The following is a 14,531-nucleotide window of genomic DNA, read 5'->3' as shown; positions in this document are numbered from 1 at the left end:
TTAAAGCCCTCGCTTGGCTGGAAGGTAACAGTCAGCTTCGGGTCATGTTCACATCGCGTTTTGGCCGATGCAAGCGGAAATCGGGAGGGGATTTTGCCGGCACAAAAAAGGACGGCGGCTCGCGCCGCCATCCCCAACAAAGTCGATCTATGTCTGCGCTCAGGCCCGGCGCGTCAGCACGAAATTCTGACCACTGGAGCTGGTGCAGTTGAGCTGGCTGGTGGAGACCATCAGGCAGTTGAAGCTGACCGGCGTCTGGCGGATCAGCGAGGTGCCGTGGATCTCGACCGAGGTCGCGCCGGTCATGGTGTAGCTGCCCTCGGACAGCTTCTGGCCGGTATCGGTTGCGACGGTGGTGAAGCTGCCGGCCGCGAAAGTCGAGAGGCCGGTGCCCTTGGCGTCGATCCAGTTGCCCTCGACGCCCTTGGGCGCCGCTGCGATCGGCTCCGAAGGGCCGGTGGTGGTGCAGGCGGCAGCGGCCAGAAGGCTTGCCGCGGCGCCTGCCGAAAGCAATTTGCGCGCAATGGTCATTTAAGAATCCTCTCCTCTCGCATCGGCCGGAAAATCGATCTCCGATCTTCGGAAAAGCACGATGCGTGCATTCAAAGTGCTAGAGCGTACTTTGTGCGTCCGACAGGACGCGCGTCGCTCTGGGCCGACCGTCTTCAATCGCCCGATTTCCGGGCGATTGCAAGGTGGAGACGCGGGTAGGCTTGGCTGCTATCGCACCAGGATGTTGCGGAACTGCCACGGATCGTCCTTGTCCAGATCCTCGGGGAAAAGCCCCGGGCGATTATCGAGCGGCGTCCAGTCGGTGTAGTAGCCCCTGACCGGCCCGAGATAGGGAAGCTGCACTTCCAGGCAGCGCCGGTAATCCATCTCGTCGGCCTCCACGATGCCGGCCATCGGGTTTTCCAACGCCCAGACCATGCCGGCGAGCACCGCCGAGGTGACCTGCAGGCCGGTGGCGTTCTGGTAAGGCGCCAGCTTGCGCGCCTCGGCCAGCGACAGCTGCGAGCCGTACCAATAGGCGTTCTTGGCATGGCCGTAGAGCAGCACGCCGAGCTCGTCGACGCCGTCGACCAGCTCGTTCTCGTCGAGCACGTGATGCACCGGTTGCGCCTTGCCGGCGGCGCCGAACATCTCGTGCAGCGACAGCACGGCATCGTTGCAGGGGTGATAGGCATAATGGCAGGTTGGGCGATACTGAACCTTGCCCTTCTTGCCGCGCACAGTGAAGAAATCGGCGATCGAGATCGCCTCGTTGTGGGTCACCAGGAAGCCATATTGCGGGCCGGGCGTCGGGCACCAGGAGCGCACGCGCGTGTTGGCGCCCGGCTGCTCCAGGTAGATCGCCGCCTGCGAGCCGTGCTTGTGCTTCTTGCCGTTCTTCGGCATCCAGGTCTCATGCGTGCCCCAGCCGAGCTCGGCCGGCTGCAGGCCTTCCGAGATGAAGCCCTCGACCGACCAGGTGTTCCAGAATACATCCATCGGCTTCGGCTTCTTGGTGCGCTGGGTATCGCGCTCGGCGATGTGGATGCCCTTGACTCCGGCCTTCTTCATCAGCTTCGCCCAGCCCTCGCGGTCGTGCTCCGGCGGGACCACAAACTCGAGCCCGAGATCGTTGGCGAGGTTGACCAGTGCCTGCTTGACGAACCAGGAGACCATGCCAGGATTGGCGCCGCAGCAGGAGATCGCCGTAGTGCCGCCGGGAGCCTTCTCCTTCTCCTGGCGCACGCTCTCGCGCAGCGCGTAATTGGTGCGCGAGGCATTGTCGGCCTTGTCGTCGAAATAGAAGCCGAGCCACGGCTCGACCACCGTATCGATATAGAGCACGCCGAGCTTGCGGCAGAGCTTCATCAACTCGAGCGAGGAGGTGTCGACCGACAGGTTGACGCACATGCCCTGACCGCTGCCATTGGTGAGAAGCGGGGTCAGAAGCTTCTTGTAGTTCTTCCTGGTCACCGCGTCCTGAACGAAGGCGATGCCGCGCTCGTCGAGCAGCATGCGGTCGCTGTCGCGCGGGTCGATGACCACCATGCGCGACTTGTCGAACTTGAAATGGCGTTCGATCAGCGGCAGCGTTCCCCGTCCGATCGAGCCGAAGCCGATCATCACGACAGGGCCGGTGATTTCACCGTAAACGGGCCAGTTCTCGTTCGCCATTTTTTCGCACACTCCTTCAAACACGGGAAAGTCCGGCATTTTTCGCCGGTAGCCCTACATCACAGATCATTGTCACAAACCAGCAAAAACCGCCAACCGACGGCCAAACCGGCCTGGCGGTTTGGTTAAGCCACCATGGCCATGCCGGCGAGGTACGAAACCAGCCGGTCGCGGTCCGCGCTCAAACCCTTGTAGTCGAGCTGCGCCTGATCGAGAGCATTGAGCTGGTCGGCGAAGGAGGCCGCAAGCGCGACCTTGTCGGGGTGGCGGGCAAGCACCGCCAGCGGGTCGAGATGGATGCGAATGGTGAAAAGGATGTCGCGCGACACCGGCAGCTTGCGCAAGGTCTGACGCTCGACGCGAATGAAGGCATGGGCGTTGATGTCACCATCCGAAAAACGCGTCGGACGGTTCGTGGCACGGTCGATCCGCTCCCCGTTGGAAAGCGGATGATAGAGCGCGTCGCCCGCCTGGATCGACCAGTTGAACCGCTCGACCGCTTGGCCCTGCAGGCCGTCGAACATGCGGTTGATGAGGTCGGCAGGCCGCGTGCCGGGGCCGAAGCCGGGCACGGGCGCGTGGATCTGTTGCAGCGGCTTGCCGAATTTCTCCTGGAGCGACCAGGACGACGGAAAGCAGAGCGAGCCGGCGGCGAGCCGCCAGCCATCATCGCCGCGGCGCATCAGGATCAGGTCTTCCTGGATTAGCAGCGAGGCTGCGACCAGCGGGGCGTCGGGGCCGACATTGCTGCCTTCGGGGCCGGCTAACTCGATCCCGGCACCCTTGCGGCGGTAGGTTTCGGGATGTTTCGCCAGCAGGTGCGCTCCAAGCAGATCCAGCAACTCCTGCTGCGCCTCACGCGTGCCCTCCTCCTCGACAAAAACCCGGCTTGGGATTTCCGCGTAGAGACGGCGCTTCTCGGCGAGATGCGGCAAAAGAAACTCGTCGAGCTCGATCCATCGATCGAGATCGAGCGGTTTCAGCCCGATGGTGAAAAGCCTTGACGATCCGTCATAGGGCGTATGGGTCGGCTGGCGAACACTCATGCTTCCTTGAAGGCGTCCAGTTCGGTGGCGGTCAACCGCGCCGCGAATTCGGTGATTTCGTAGTCGGCCGCGCCTGCCTCGGAGAAAGGGTCGGCCGCCAGTCTGGCGTCAAGCACGTCGCGGGAACCGCGCGCGACGATGATGCCGCCGGTCCTTGGCCGTTTCGGTCCAGACGCAACAAAAATGCCTTCCGCGTAGCAGGCCTTCAGCCATTCGACATGCGCCGGCGCCAGCCGATCGATCTCGGTCAGCGGCACCTTGTAGTTCAGCGAAACGATGAACATTGCATTCTCCTGCTTGGCGTCATGCCAGCCTCGCCGGGATCAACCCACGTAGCGAATTGCCGACGAAGATCGCCTGCGCCGACTTCAGATCGTCGAAGGTGTAGATCGCTTCCGCTGCGCGGCCTTCGTCCAGAAGCTCGCCGCGCAATACTCCAGGCAGCAGGCCGCAATCAAGCCGGGGCGTCACCAGCATCCCGTCGCCGAAATCGGCGAACAGATTGGTGATCGTGCCTTCGCAGAGTTCTCCGCGCTCGTTGGCGAGCAGCACTTCGTCGGCGCGGGTGGCGAGGTATTCGGCGCGCGCCTGTTGGTAGGTTTCGCGGCGGTTGGTCTTGTGACGCAGCAACAAGTTACCGGAATCGAGGCGGACCCGCGCCAGCTGCAGACGCCATGCCCTACCTGCGGGAAGCTGCTCAAAGGGCTGCGCGGCTGCTGTCGCCTCGCCGTTGCGCTGCAGTGCAAGCCGGGTGCGCAAAGCGATCCGCTGCCCGCCGATCGCGTTCTTCAGCACCTCGCCGATCCGTTGCGGATCGCAGGCAAAGCCGAGCTCCGCGGCCGAGGCATAAAGCCGCGCAAGATGGCGCTCGAAGCGCAGGAAGCCCGAGCCAGGCTCCCAACGCATGGTCTCGATCAGCTCGAAGTCGGGACGGTTCCCGTCGCGAAGCGCGCTTTCAGAAGACACTCCCGGTACTCCTCCTCGGCGGTGGAATCGAAGACCACGCCGCCGCCGACATTGTAGACAGCCTCGCCGTCGGCAAAGAGCGAGATGGTGCGGATCGCCACCGAGAACCGCATCGTGCCGCCGGGCGCGACCCAGCCGATGGCGCCGCAATAGACGTCGCGCGGCACGCCCTCCAGATCGTGCAGGATCTCCATGGCGCGGATCTTCGGCGCGCCGGTGATCGAGCCGCAGGGAAAGAGCGCTGCGAAGACTTGGCGAATACCGATATCAGGCAGGAGCTTCGCCCGCACCCGGCTCACCATCTGGTGCACCGTCGGGTAGGTCTCGATGCGGAATAGCTCCGGCACTTCCAGCGTGCCGACCTCGCTGATCAGCGAGATGTCGTTGCGCAGGAGATCGACGATCATCCGGTTCTCGGCCTGGTTCTTCTCGTCGTTGCGCAGGAACGTCTTCAGCCGCGCGTCCTCGGCCTTGGTGGCGCCGCGCGGCGCCGTGCCCTTCATCGGGTGCGTCTCGATCATACCGTCCGCGTCGATCTCGAAGAAGAGTTCCGGCGAGCGCGACAGCACGATCGGATCGCCGAACGAGATCAGCGCGCCGTATTTCACCGGCTGGCGCCCGGTCAGCGCCTCGAACGCGGCAAGCGGATCGCCCGACCATTGCGCATGGACCGGAAAGGTCAGATTGCCCTGATAACAGTCGCCCTTGCGAATATGGTGGTGGAGGCGCGCGAAGCGGACGGCGTAGTCCTCGGCGGACCAGGATGCGCGGGCGTCGAAGATCGGTCCGTTGCTAGCGGGGCCTTCGTTCCGCGGCACAACCTGTTCGAGCGGCGCATCGAAGACACCGAGACAGATCAGCGGCGCGCGGCGGCCCTCTGGCAGCAACGGCACCAGTTTCGGCTCCAGCAGGTATCCTGCCTCATAGGAGAAATAGCCTGCCAGCCATTTGCCCGCGTCGGAGGCGGCCTGTGCCGCTTCCAGCGCCGGCGTGAATTCGTCCCCGGTTCGCGCCGTGATGACCTCATGCGGCCCGTCAAAGACGAGCTGGCGGCCGGTCTCGTCATTGCGGAATATTGCTGAGGGCAGGGACATAAGCCTCGGATGGGGTCGATTAAGTCGATCGCTCTACATGGGGGCGCGGCGAGGCGCAATCGAGAGAACGGCGTCGGACGCCGTAAAGGCATCTGGTCCAAAGCAAAAACGGCGCCCAATGGACGCCGCCTGCGCTGGGAAGGCACAGCGAGATCAGTTGTTGTTCGAGGTCGCCGCCGTGGGGAACCGGCTAGCGAATTCGGCCTCGTCACCCGCGGCCAGCAGTTTCGCCTGCTCGATCCATTTCTCGCGCGCGATGCGGCCGTCGAAATTGAGCACCTCCTCGACGCGCTTGACGTCGGCATCGGTCCAGGCGGCGATCTGGGCATAGGACGTGACGCCCTGCGCCTTGAGCAGCTTTTCATTGACCGGGCCGATGCCGATCAGGCGGCGCAGATTGTCCGCCTTGCCGGTGGTCGCCTTCGGGGCGGCGGCTTTCTTCGGAGCCGGCGCCTTCTTCGGGGCCGCGCCGGCCGTCTTTGCCGCTGCCGGCTTGGCCGCGGCGGATTTGGTCGAAGCCGATTTTGCCGCTGACGGTCTTGCAGATGAGGATCTGGCTGGGGTCGGGGTCGATATCAGCGCCGCCGGCGCAGGCGCGGAGGCTTTGTCGGTTCCCGCCTTGGCGGAAGAGGTCGGCGCTTCGCGCAGCTTGCGTTCGAGATCGGCGCGGCTGCGGCCGCATGCGTCGAGCTCGCCGCTCAGGCGGTAGGTATCGGCGCTAAACCGGTCGCGTTCGCTCTTGGCGCGACCGAGTTCGCCGCGCAGGCTGTCGAGCTCGCCACGCAGGCGGCCCCAGATGAACCAGCCAACCAGGACACCGACAACGAACGCCAGGAGCATATAGAAGAAAGTGCTCATTTCCCTCTCCAGTCCGATCGGGCCGCGGCGGCCTTGCCGCAGGGATCGTCAATCGTTCCGCGCTGGGCGGAACCGCCCCTCCAATCGCTGGCGGCTGGCCCTCCTCCGGCTGCGGCCCGACGGCCGCTATCGCTCTCGCTGAAGCAACGCTAGGGCCGCCTCCGGCCTTGCTGTCGCGTCCGGTTGAGCTTGGGGTCTGACGCTAGCACACGGCCTGCGCAAAGCTAATTGAAAAGTGCGGGCAGAGTTATTGAAGAACAGCACAAGTATGCGTTCCGGCCAAACTGTTCCGGTCTATGCCGCCAGGCGAGCACCCGTCATTTGTCGAGCGCCTCCAGCTCGTCGATCAGCGCGCCGATCACACCCAGGCCGATCTGCCAGAAGGCCGGATCCGTGGCGTCGAGGCCGAAGGGCGCCAGCAGTTCCGAATGATGCTTGGTGCCGCCGGCGCGCAGCATCTCGAAATACTTCTCCTGAAAGCCGCGCTCGGCGTTCTGGTAGACGGCGTAGAGCGAGTTGACCAGGCAGTCGCCGAAGGCATAGGCGTAGACGTAGAAGGGCGAGTGGATGAAGTGCGGGATATAAGTCCAGAAGACCTCGTAGCCATCGCGCAACTTGATCGCCGGCCCCAGGCTTTCAGCCTGAACCTCAAGCCAGAACTGGCCCAGCCTGTCCGAGGTCAGCTCGCCGTTGCGGCGCTCCGCATGCACCTTGCGCTCGAACTCGTAGAAGGCGATCTGGCGCACGACGGTATTGATCATGTCCTCGACCTTCTGGGCGAGCATGGCCTTGCGCTCGCGCTTGTCGGAGGTCTGGTCGAGCAGCGAGCGGAAGGTCAGCATCTCTCCGAAGACGGAAGCCGTCTCGGCCAGCGTCAGCGGGGTGGACGCCATCAGCGCGCCCTGGTCGGCGGCCAGCACCTGGTGAACGCCGTGGCCCAGCTCATGCGCCAGCGTCATCACATCGCGCGGCTTGCCCATGTAGTTGAGGAGCACGTAGGGATGCGCCGAAGGCACAGTCGGGTGGGCGAAGGCGCCGGGCGATTTGCCCGGCCTGACCGGCGCATCGATCCATTTGCGATCGAAGAATGTCCGCGCGATTTCCGCCATCTTCGGCGAGAAACGCTGATAGGCTGACAGCACCGTGTCCCTGGCGTCGTCCCAGCGGATCACCGACTGCGGGGTCTCGGGCAGCGGCGCGTTGCGGTCCCAGTGGTTCATGACGTCCATGCCGAGCCAGCGCGCCTTCATCTGATAGTAGCGGTGCGACAGGCGCGGATAGGCTTCGCGCACGGCCGCGGCCAAAGCATCGACCACGCCGCGTTCGACGCGGTTGGCGAGATGGCGCGAATCGGCGATGTCCTCGAAGCCGCGCCAGCGGTCGGAAATTTCCTTGTCCTTGGCGAGCGTGTTGGTGATGAGCGTGAAGGTGCGCAGGTTCTTGCGGAAGGTCGCGGCGAGCGCCTCGGAGGCGCGGCGGCGCACTTCGCCATCCGCGTCCTGCAGCCGGTTCAGCGCCGGCTCCAGCGTCAGCTCCTCGCCATCGACGTCGAAGCGCAGATCGGTCATCGTCTCGTCGAACAGGCGGTTCCAGGCGCCGCGTCCGGTGACCGACTTCTCATGGAACAACTGCTCGACCCGATCCTCGAGCTGGTACGGCTTGTCCTTCCTGAGATCGAGCACCCACGGGCGATAGTGGGCGAAGGCCGGGTCGGCCACGAGTGCTGCTTCGATCACCGAGTCGCCGATCAGGTTGAGCTCCAGCGCGAAGAACAAAAGATGTGCGCTGGCGTCCGTCATCTTCTCCTGGATGTCGCCATAGAGCTTGGCGCGCTGCGGATCGGCGGTGTTGCCGGCATAGACAAGTCCGGCATAGGAGACGATGCGGCCGATCAGTTCCTCCAGCGCCTCGTAGGCCCTCAGCGCCTCGCCGAGCCGGCCGGCGGCGCCACGCTCGGCTTCGGCGGCCAACGTGCCCTTCCAACGGACCTCGAAGGCAACGGCGTCGCTTGCCGCCCGGGCGATGTCACGCTTCAGCTCCGGCGCTTCCATGCCGGAATAGAGATCGGCGAGATTCCACTCCGGCAGATCGCCGAGCTCCGCCGCGGACTGGCCAGACGCCGTCGCCGCAAGCCGCTGACCAAACATCATGCGCATCGAGAATACCTTCTTCGAATCAACGGGAAAGGAGAAGCCGGTCAAATCCTAAGGAATTCGTTCACCGGGTTTTTTGAAACCTTATTTAGAACCCTGTGCCAAGATGATCCATGGGGATTTATCGGGCGGATAATTCAAAGAGTCATGACAGGTTCCGTACTCATAGTCGATGACGATCCCGTGCAGCGCAGGCTGCTCGAGGCGGCGGTGACGAAATTCGGCCACAGCGCCATCGTCACCGACGGCGGCGAGGCGGGCCTCGATGTGCTGGACGGACCGAACGCGCGCGATGTGTCGGTCGTCATCCTCGACCTGGTCATGCCCGGTCTCGACGGCATCGGCGTGCTGAAGGCGATGCGCGAGCGCGCCATCAATCTCCCGGTCATCGTGCAGACCGCGCAGGGCGGCATCGAAACCGTTGTCTCGGCCATGCGCCACGGCGCTTTCGATTTCGTCGTCAAGCCGGCCTCGCCCGACCGGCTGCAGACCTCGATTTCCAATGCTTTGAAGGTGGAAGCGGTCGAGGACGAGGTGAAGCGCTCGTCGCGGCGTCGCGGCGGCCATCTCACCTTCAAGGACTTGATCACCCGCAGCCCGGCGATGGACCGGGTGATCCGGCTCGGGCAAAAGGCGGCGGCCTCCAATATTCCGATCCTTATCGAAGGTGAATCGGGCGTGGGCAAGGAATTGGTGGCGCGCGCCATCCAGGGCAGCGGCGACCGCCGCTCGAAACCCTTCGTTACCGTCAATTGCGGCGCCATCCCCGACAATCTGGTGGAATCGATCCTGTTCGGCCATGAGAAGGGTTCCTTCACCGGCGCCACGGACAAGCACACCGGCAAATTCGTCGAGGCGCATTCGGGCACGCTGTTCCTGGACGAGATCGGCGACCTGCCGCTCGACGTCCAGGTCAAGCTGCTGCGCGCCGTGCAGGAGGGCGAGGTCGACCCGGTCGGCGGCCGTTCGACCGTCAAGGTCGACATCCGGCTGATCTCGGCGACGCATCGGAATCTTTTGCAGCAGGTCAAGGACGGCAAATTCCGCGAGGACCTATTTTATCGCCTGAACGTCTATCCGATCTTCGTGCCGCCGCTGCGCGACCGGCGCGAGGACATCCCCCATCTGGTCAGGCATTTCATGGAGAAGGTGGCGCCGGCCGATCCGCGTCATCGTCTCACCGGCATATCGGCCAAAGCGCTGGCGATGCTGCAGGCCTACGATTGGCCGGGCAACATCCGCCAGCTCGAAAATGCGGTGTTCAGGGCGTCGGTGCTCGCCGAAGGCGAGTTGCTGACCGAAGAGGAATTCCCGCAAATCCGCGCGCAGGTCGAAGGCACGGTGAAGCTCGATGCCGAGCCTGCGACTGCCGTGGCACCGGTCGCGGACGAGCCGCAGCCGGGCGATCAGGCTGTCTCCAATGGAGTGGCGTCAGGCTCGCACGAGGCCGAGGCGCGGGCGCGGCTGCAGCAGCGATTCGGCACGCTGAGGGCCTTGGACGAGCGCGGCAATGTGCGGGCGCTGGCCGATGTCGAGTTCGAGATGATCAAGCTTGCGATCGACCACTATAATGGCCAGATGAGCGAGGTGGCGCGCCGCCTCGGCATCGGGCGCTCTACACTCTACCGCAAGTTGAAGGAATATGGCATTGACCCCGAAGCGGGTCGGCTTGATCGACTTGCCTCTTGAGACGCAAGCCCAGCCCAGCCTACCGGTTTATATTCCGACTTAAATCGTCGCTTTTTCGTTTCTGAAGGCGCTTTTTCAGTCGATTGCGTGTTCGCGATCACGCATTTAACGCAATCGGTAACAGATTGTGTTTGGGCCAAAGCCGAATTCTCGATCTAAACCAGCGATTTACCACGAAACGTGGTGCATCATTTTTGACGGGATATCGCCACGGTGTTACCGCATTTCGGCTCCAATAAGCGATGATTAACCATTAGGATCGATATTCGGATGTGAGAACCACGCATCCGTTTGGGCAAATCCGGGGACAAACGGCAGCCTGCAAGGCCTTTTGATTTGAACCAAGTCGAACGACACACGAACGGGCGGCATTTTCACATGAGCGTCTGGCCACGGTGGCTGACGTTTGTGATTTTGGCCGTAGGGTTCCTTTCGGCAGCCGCCTCCGGCGCGAAAGCCGAAGTCCGTTCGCTGAAGCTCTATCACCTGCACACACACGAAAAGGCCGAGATCGTCTACAAGCGTAACGGTCGCTACGTTCCCGAAGGCCTGCGCAAGATTAACATCATCCTGCGCGACTGGCGCCGCAACGAGCCGACCAAGATGGATCCGCGGCTGCTCGATCTGGTGTGGGAGGCCTACCGGCAGAGCGGAGCGACCGACTACATCCAGGTCGTCTGCGGCTATCGCTCGCCATCTACCAATTCGATGCTGCGCAGCCGCAGCCGCGGTGTCGCCGAGAAAAGCCAGCACATGCTTGGCAAGGCGATGGACTTCTACATCCCCGGCGTGCCGCTGAAGAAGCTGCGCAACATCGGCCTCAAGATGCAGGGCGGCGGCGTCGGCTACTATCCGAATTCCGGTTCTCCGTTCGTCCACATGGATGTCGGCAATGTCCGCCACTGGCCGGGTATCAGCCGTCAGGAACTGGTCAGCCTGTTCCCGAACGGCAAGACGCTGCACGTGCCGAGCGACGGCCGGCCGCTGCCTGGCTATGAGCAGGCTCTGGCCGCCTACAAGGCGCGCAAGGGCGCCGGCACCCCCAATATCGAGCTGGCCAGCGCCGGCGGCTCGACTAAGCGGTCCGGCGGACTGTTTGCGGCCTGGTTCGGCGGCGGCGACGACGAGGCCGACGACACCGCCGATGTCGCGAGTGCCCAACCCGCGCCCCAGCCGAAGGCTGTGAAGCAGGTGGCGGCCGCCAAGAGCGGCAACAGCGGCAGCCTGCCGGGCATCGCGATCGTCTCGCCGCAGGATGCCAAGCGCGCCAACATCCCGCAGATCGCCGATGACAGCTCGGACGATTCGCAACCGCAGCAGGACACGCCCGAAACCATCATTGCCGCGCTGCCGCCGAAGGAGGTTCCTCTGCCCGCCTTCGCGCCGAGGCCCAAGGCCGATGTCGGCCAGCAGACGGCTGAAAACGTGCCGTTCGCCGTGGCGGACGCCTCGGCCACGGCTGAGCAGGCGGTGGCGACGGCGCATGCTCCGGCCAACGTACCGTTCGGCATGGCCGCCGGCGCGGCGCAGGCCGCAGCCGATCCCGCGCAGGGGGCGTTCAACAATATTCCGCTGCCGACGAGGCGGCCCGATCTGCCGAGGGAACTTGCGCCCAAGGACAAGGGCGTGCTTCTGGCGCTGGCGGAAACCGCCTCGCAGGACAAGAGCGCGACCGATGCCTTCTCGGTGCTGCCGACCGCGCGGCCCGACACGGGCAAGCCGGATGAGATCAAGGCGGTGCTCGAGCAGGCCAGCGCGACCACCGTGGCCGGCTCGAGCGGGGCCGAATACGAAGTCGCTTCGCTGACTGCGCCGGAGCCACGCTCGGCATTCAACGATCCGTCGGGTCTCGATGCAGCTTCGCCGCGTCAAGCCATTGCCGCACGCCCCGCCGGCACCGATCCGGCGCAGGCGATCGGCGCCGGCGTGAAGACGACGCGCAAGGAGGCCAGGGCGTCCGCCAACGACCTGAAGCCCGGCCCGAAGGCAATGGTGGTGGCAACGCCGCCGCAGGCAGCGCGCTGGGCGCTGGGCAGCGGCGACAACATCGCCACCGTTTCCGATCCGACCACGGCACCGCGCTATGCCTACAATATCGTGCACACGCCGCCGAGCGAGGTCTACACGGCCGGCTTCCAGACGGATGCGCAATTGCCGGACCCCAGCCGGTTCACCGGCAACGCGGTGAAGTTCCTTTCGGTCGCCCGCTTCCAGACGAAATAACGAGCCTGCCAATGCCGCAACAGCCGCGTTGAACAACAGCGCGGCTTTTGCTTTTTATCACGGCAGCATAGTTTGAACGGCGCGGGTTTCCCGCGTGGTCTTTTCCCGCTTCGTCTAACGGTAGGACGGCGCCCTTTGAAGGCGTGAATCGTGGTTCGAATCCATGAGCGGGAACCAGCCGGCGGCTGGTTTTCGGCCCGCACCGGCATGCGATCACGCACGCTTAAACTTCTCGTGAGACCGGAACGGGCGCGCTTTTTCAGGTTAGGATGCGTTCGTTCCAAACTGGGGATATTCATGAAGAAGATTCTATTGGCGTCAGTTCTCGCTTTGGCCGCGGCATCGGCTGCCGTGGCTCCAACGCAGGCCGAAACCGTTATCGTCAAGACCGGCAAGCATCACTGCAGAACCAAGGTGGTCACCCATTGGGTTCACCACCGCAAGGTCGTCGAGAAGGTCAAGGTCTGCCACTGACCGCATGTCCAGCCCTGGAGCGGTTCAGCGTTTGATAGACCGCTGAACCGCTCCAGGTGTTCTTTACACGATCCGCACGGAAGAACCGGTGCCCACTCTTCCTGGAATTGCGTTAGGCGAGCTTGCTCGCCTCGCGCGCCAGGGCTTCGATCTCATCCCATTTGCCGGCCTTGATGAATTCGTCGGGCGCCACCCACGAGCCGCCGACGCAGATGACGTTGGGGAGGCTCAGATAGTCGGCGGCGTTCTTGGCCGTTATGCCGCCGGTCGGGCAGAATTTCACGTCGGCGAGCGGCGAGGCGAAGGCCTTCAGCGATGCGATGCCGCCCGACTGTTCGGCCGGGAAGAATTTCAGGAAGCGCAGGCCGGCTTCGCGCGCAGCCATGATCTCCCCGGGGGTGATGGCGCCGGGCAGCAGCGGCACGGGGCTGTCCTTGGCCGCGTCGAGAAGCTGGCCCGTAATGCCGGGGCTGACGATGAATTTCGAGCCGGCGCGTCCCGCCTCGTCGAACTGCTTGGCATCGAGAATGGTGCCGGCACCGACAACCGCATCCTCGACTTCGGCCGCGACGCGGCGGATCGCTTCCAGCGCATCGGCGGTGCGCAGCGTGATCTCGATCGCCCTCAAGCCGCCGCGCGACAGAGCGCGGGCGAGCGGCACGGCGTCGGCGACATTGGCGATCTTGAGCACCGGGATGACCGGCTGGCCGTTGAGGAGCGACAGGAGCTTTTCGGTCTTGCTGGTCATTGGCTTGTCTCTCCGTTTCGGTCGATTTCAACCGATTAGCAGAAGGGGTATTCCCAGTCCACGAAGGCGGGCGTGTCGCAATGTCACGCGGCCCGTCCGCTCCGCCTTGAAACGGCTTTCAGCACGGTCTAGTGGCATGGGCATGACAACAACCAAGGAAACTCAGCCGGTCCGCGTTGCCGCGCTCTACAAGTTTGCGCGGCTCGACAATTACCAAGCGCTGCGCGCGCCGCTCGCCGCCTTCTGCTGCGGACGCGGCATCAAGGGCACTCTGCTTTTGGCGCATGAGGGCATCAACGGCACGGTCGCCGGCAGCGAGGCAGCGATCGCCGCGCTTATCGATCACCTAGAGGCGATCGAAGCGCTTGCCGACCTGGAAGTGAAATACAGCATTGCTGCTGACATGCCGTTCCATCGCATGAAGGTGCGGCTGAAGCGCGAGATCGTCACCATGGGCGTCGACGATCTCGATCCGGCGAGCAGCGCCGGCACCTATGTCGCGCCAGTCGATTGGAACGCGCTGATCTCGGACGCCGACACGTTGGTCATCGACACGCGCAACGCCTACGAGGTGTCGATCGGCACCTTCAAGGGCGCGGTCGATCCCAAGACCGCCAGCTTTCGCGAGTTCCCGGCCTGGGTCGAAGAGCACCGCGAGGAGCTCGAAGGCCGCAAGGTGGCGATGTTCTGCACCGGCGGCATTCGCTGCGAGAAGGCGACCGCTTACGTGAAGTCGCTGGGCTTCAGGCAGGTCTTCCATCTCAAGGGCGGCATCCTGAAATATCTCGCAGAGGTGCCGGCCGAAGAGAGCCTATGGCAGGGCGAATGCTTCGTCTTCGACGAGCGGGTATCGGTGTCGCATGGCCTGGCCGAGGGCGAAGCCGAACTCTGCCGCGCCTGCCGCCATCCGCTCACCGTCGAGGACCGGCTCTCGCCGAAATATACGGTCGGCGTCTCATGCCCGCATTGCTTCGAAGCGCGCTCGGACGAGGACCGCGCGCGCTACGCCGAGCGCCATCGCCAGGTGGAACTCGCGCATGCGCGGGGCGCCAAGCGCCACATCGGAAGCTGAGTAGCCCAGGTTTCGTCAAATCATCCGCCCGTTCATTGTAAT

Annotated in this window: 13 protein-coding genes and 1 tRNA gene; 5 read left to right on the top strand and 9 right to left on the bottom strand. The window is 64.0% G+C overall.

Annotation, left to right across the window (positions count from 1 at the left end):
* Nucleotides 1-159: 159 nt before the first annotated feature.
* From CK218_RS02105 to CK218_RS02070, 8 genes are all read right to left on the bottom strand, one after another.
* On the bottom strand, nucleotides 160-531 hold the full coding sequence (locus tag CK218_RS02105; RefSeq protein WP_067002507.1) for a hypothetical protein: 372 nt from the start codon (nucleotides 529-531) through the stop codon (nucleotides 160-162).
* 189 nt (nucleotides 532-720) lie between these two features.
* Nucleotides 721-2,166, bottom strand: coding sequence for a homospermidine synthase (locus CK218_RS02100; protein WP_095781121.1), 1,446 nt, complete (start codon nucleotides 2,164-2,166; stop codon nucleotides 721-723).
* A gap of 125 nt (nucleotides 2,167-2,291) precedes the next feature.
* Nucleotides 2,292-3,212 (bottom strand): DUF3445 domain-containing protein, encoded by a 921-nt coding sequence (locus tag CK218_RS02095; RefSeq protein WP_095826713.1) that lies wholly within the window; start codon nucleotides 3,210-3,212, stop codon nucleotides 2,292-2,294.
* Nucleotides 3,209-3,496 (bottom strand): YciI family protein, encoded by a 288-nt coding sequence (locus CK218_RS02090; RefSeq protein ID WP_067002501.1) that lies wholly within the window; start codon nucleotides 3,494-3,496, stop codon nucleotides 3,209-3,211. Before CK218_RS02090 ends, CK218_RS02095 begins: the two co-directional genes overlap by 4 nt.
* A 19-nt stretch (nucleotides 3,497-3,515) precedes the next feature.
* Nucleotides 3,516-4,178 (bottom strand): aminotransferase class IV family protein, encoded by a 663-nt coding sequence (locus CK218_RS02085; protein ID WP_095826861.1) that lies wholly within the window; start codon nucleotides 4,176-4,178, stop codon nucleotides 3,516-3,518.
* Nucleotides 4,127-5,272 carry an aminodeoxychorismate synthase component I gene (locus CK218_RS02080; RefSeq protein ID WP_095826712.1) on the bottom strand — a complete coding sequence of 382 codons (1,146 nt, stop codon included), beginning with the start codon at nucleotides 5,270-5,272 and terminating at the stop codon, nucleotides 4,127-4,129. Before CK218_RS02080 ends, CK218_RS02085 begins: the two co-directional genes overlap by 52 nt.
* Nucleotides 5,273-5,425: 153 nt before the next feature.
* Nucleotides 5,426-6,130: a proton-conducting membrane transporter gene (locus CK218_RS02075; RefSeq protein WP_095826711.1), complete on the bottom strand. Its 705-nt coding sequence runs from the start codon at nucleotides 6,128-6,130 to the stop codon at nucleotides 5,426-5,428.
* A 317-nt stretch (nucleotides 6,131-6,447) separates the two neighbouring features.
* On the bottom strand, nucleotides 6,448-8,286 hold the full coding sequence (locus CK218_RS02070; RefSeq protein ID WP_179294414.1) for a M3 family oligoendopeptidase: 1,839 nt from the start codon (nucleotides 8,284-8,286) through the stop codon (nucleotides 6,448-6,450).
* A 144-nt stretch (nucleotides 8,287-8,430) separates the two neighbouring features.
* On the opposite strand from CK218_RS02070, the gene CK218_RS02065 reads away from it, so the two are divergent.
* From CK218_RS02065 to CK218_RS30475, 4 genes are all read left to right on the top strand, one after another.
* A complete protein-coding gene (locus CK218_RS02065; RefSeq protein WP_095826710.1) occupies nucleotides 8,431-9,972 on the top strand; it encodes a sigma-54 dependent transcriptional regulator in 1,542 nt (513 codons plus the stop codon).
* Nucleotides 9,973-10,350: 378 nt separating this feature from the next.
* Complete coding sequence (locus CK218_RS02060) at nucleotides 10,351-12,195, top strand: DUF882 domain-containing protein (protein ID WP_095826709.1); 1,845 nt, start codon at nucleotides 10,351-10,353, stop codon at nucleotides 12,193-12,195.
* A gap of 103 nt (nucleotides 12,196-12,298) precedes the next feature.
* Nucleotides 12,299-12,372 (top strand) — tRNA-Gln (locus tag CK218_RS02055).
* A gap of 120 nt (nucleotides 12,373-12,492) precedes the next feature.
* Nucleotides 12,493-12,669: a hypothetical protein gene (locus tag CK218_RS30475; protein ID WP_082980697.1), complete on the top strand. Its 177-nt coding sequence runs from the start codon at nucleotides 12,493-12,495 to the stop codon at nucleotides 12,667-12,669.
* A 112-nt stretch (nucleotides 12,670-12,781) separates the two neighbouring features.
* Here the strand turns inward: CK218_RS30475 and CK218_RS02045 are convergent, their stop codons facing one another.
* Nucleotides 12,782-13,417 carry a 2-dehydro-3-deoxy-phosphogluconate aldolase gene (locus tag CK218_RS02045; RefSeq protein ID WP_095826708.1) on the bottom strand — a complete coding sequence of 212 codons (636 nt, stop codon included), beginning with the start codon at nucleotides 13,415-13,417 and terminating at the stop codon, nucleotides 12,782-12,784.
* 142 nt (nucleotides 13,418-13,559) lie between these two features.
* Between CK218_RS02045 and CK218_RS02040 the strand changes: the two genes are divergently transcribed.
* A complete protein-coding gene (locus tag CK218_RS02040) occupies nucleotides 13,560-14,489 on the top strand; it encodes a rhodanese-related sulfurtransferase (protein WP_095826859.1) in 930 nt (309 codons plus the stop codon).
* The last annotated feature ends 42 nt before the right edge of the window (nucleotides 14,490-14,531 follow it).

The sequence above is a fragment of the Mesorhizobium sp. WSM3879 genome (genome assembly GCF_002294915.1).
In the GTDB taxonomy this organism is placed as follows: domain Bacteria; phylum Pseudomonadota; class Alphaproteobacteria; order Rhizobiales; family Rhizobiaceae; genus Mesorhizobium.
Note: the sequence above shows the minus strand (reverse complement) of the source record. Positions and strands in the feature narration are given on the sequence as shown.

Bases quoted from the DNA above. Each gene is read 5' to 3' on its own strand.
- CK218_RS02105 (WP_067002507.1), bottom strand. From the start codon at position 531: ATGACCATTGCGCGCAAATTGCTTTCGGCAGGCGCCGCGGCAAGCCTT.
- CK218_RS02100 (WP_095781121.1), bottom strand. From the start codon at position 2,166: ATGGCGAACGAGAACTGGCCCGTTTACGGTGAAATCACCGGCCCTGTC.
- CK218_RS02095 (WP_095826713.1), bottom strand. From the start codon at position 3,212: ATGAGTGTTCGCCAGCCGACCCATACGCCCTATGACGGATCGTCAAGG.
- CK218_RS02090 (WP_067002501.1), bottom strand. From the start codon at position 3,496: ATGTTCATCGTTTCGCTGAACTACAAGGTGCCGCTGACCGAGATCGAT.
- CK218_RS02080 (WP_095826712.1), bottom strand. From the start codon at position 5,272: ATGTCCCTGCCCTCAGCAATATTCCGCAATGACGAGACCGGCCGCCAG.
- CK218_RS02075 (WP_095826711.1), bottom strand. From the start codon at position 6,130: ATGAGCACTTTCTTCTATATGCTCCTGGCGTTCGTTGTCGGTGTCCTG.
- CK218_RS02070 (WP_179294414.1), bottom strand. From the start codon at position 8,286: ATGCGCATGATGTTTGGTCAGCGGCTTGCGGCGACGGCGTCTGGCCAG.
- CK218_RS02065 (WP_095826710.1), top strand. From the start codon at position 8,431: ATGACAGGTTCCGTACTCATAGTCGATGACGATCCCGTGCAGCGCAGG.
- CK218_RS02060 (WP_095826709.1), top strand. From the start codon at position 10,351: ATGAGCGTCTGGCCACGGTGGCTGACGTTTGTGATTTTGGCCGTAGGG.
- CK218_RS30475 (WP_082980697.1), top strand. From the start codon at position 12,493: ATGAAGAAGATTCTATTGGCGTCAGTTCTCGCTTTGGCCGCGGCATCG.
- CK218_RS02045 (WP_095826708.1), bottom strand. From the start codon at position 13,417: ATGACCAGCAAGACCGAAAAGCTCCTGTCGCTCCTCAACGGCCAGCCG.
- CK218_RS02040 (WP_095826859.1), top strand. From the start codon at position 13,560: ATGACAACAACCAAGGAAACTCAGCCGGTCCGCGTTGCCGCGCTCTAC.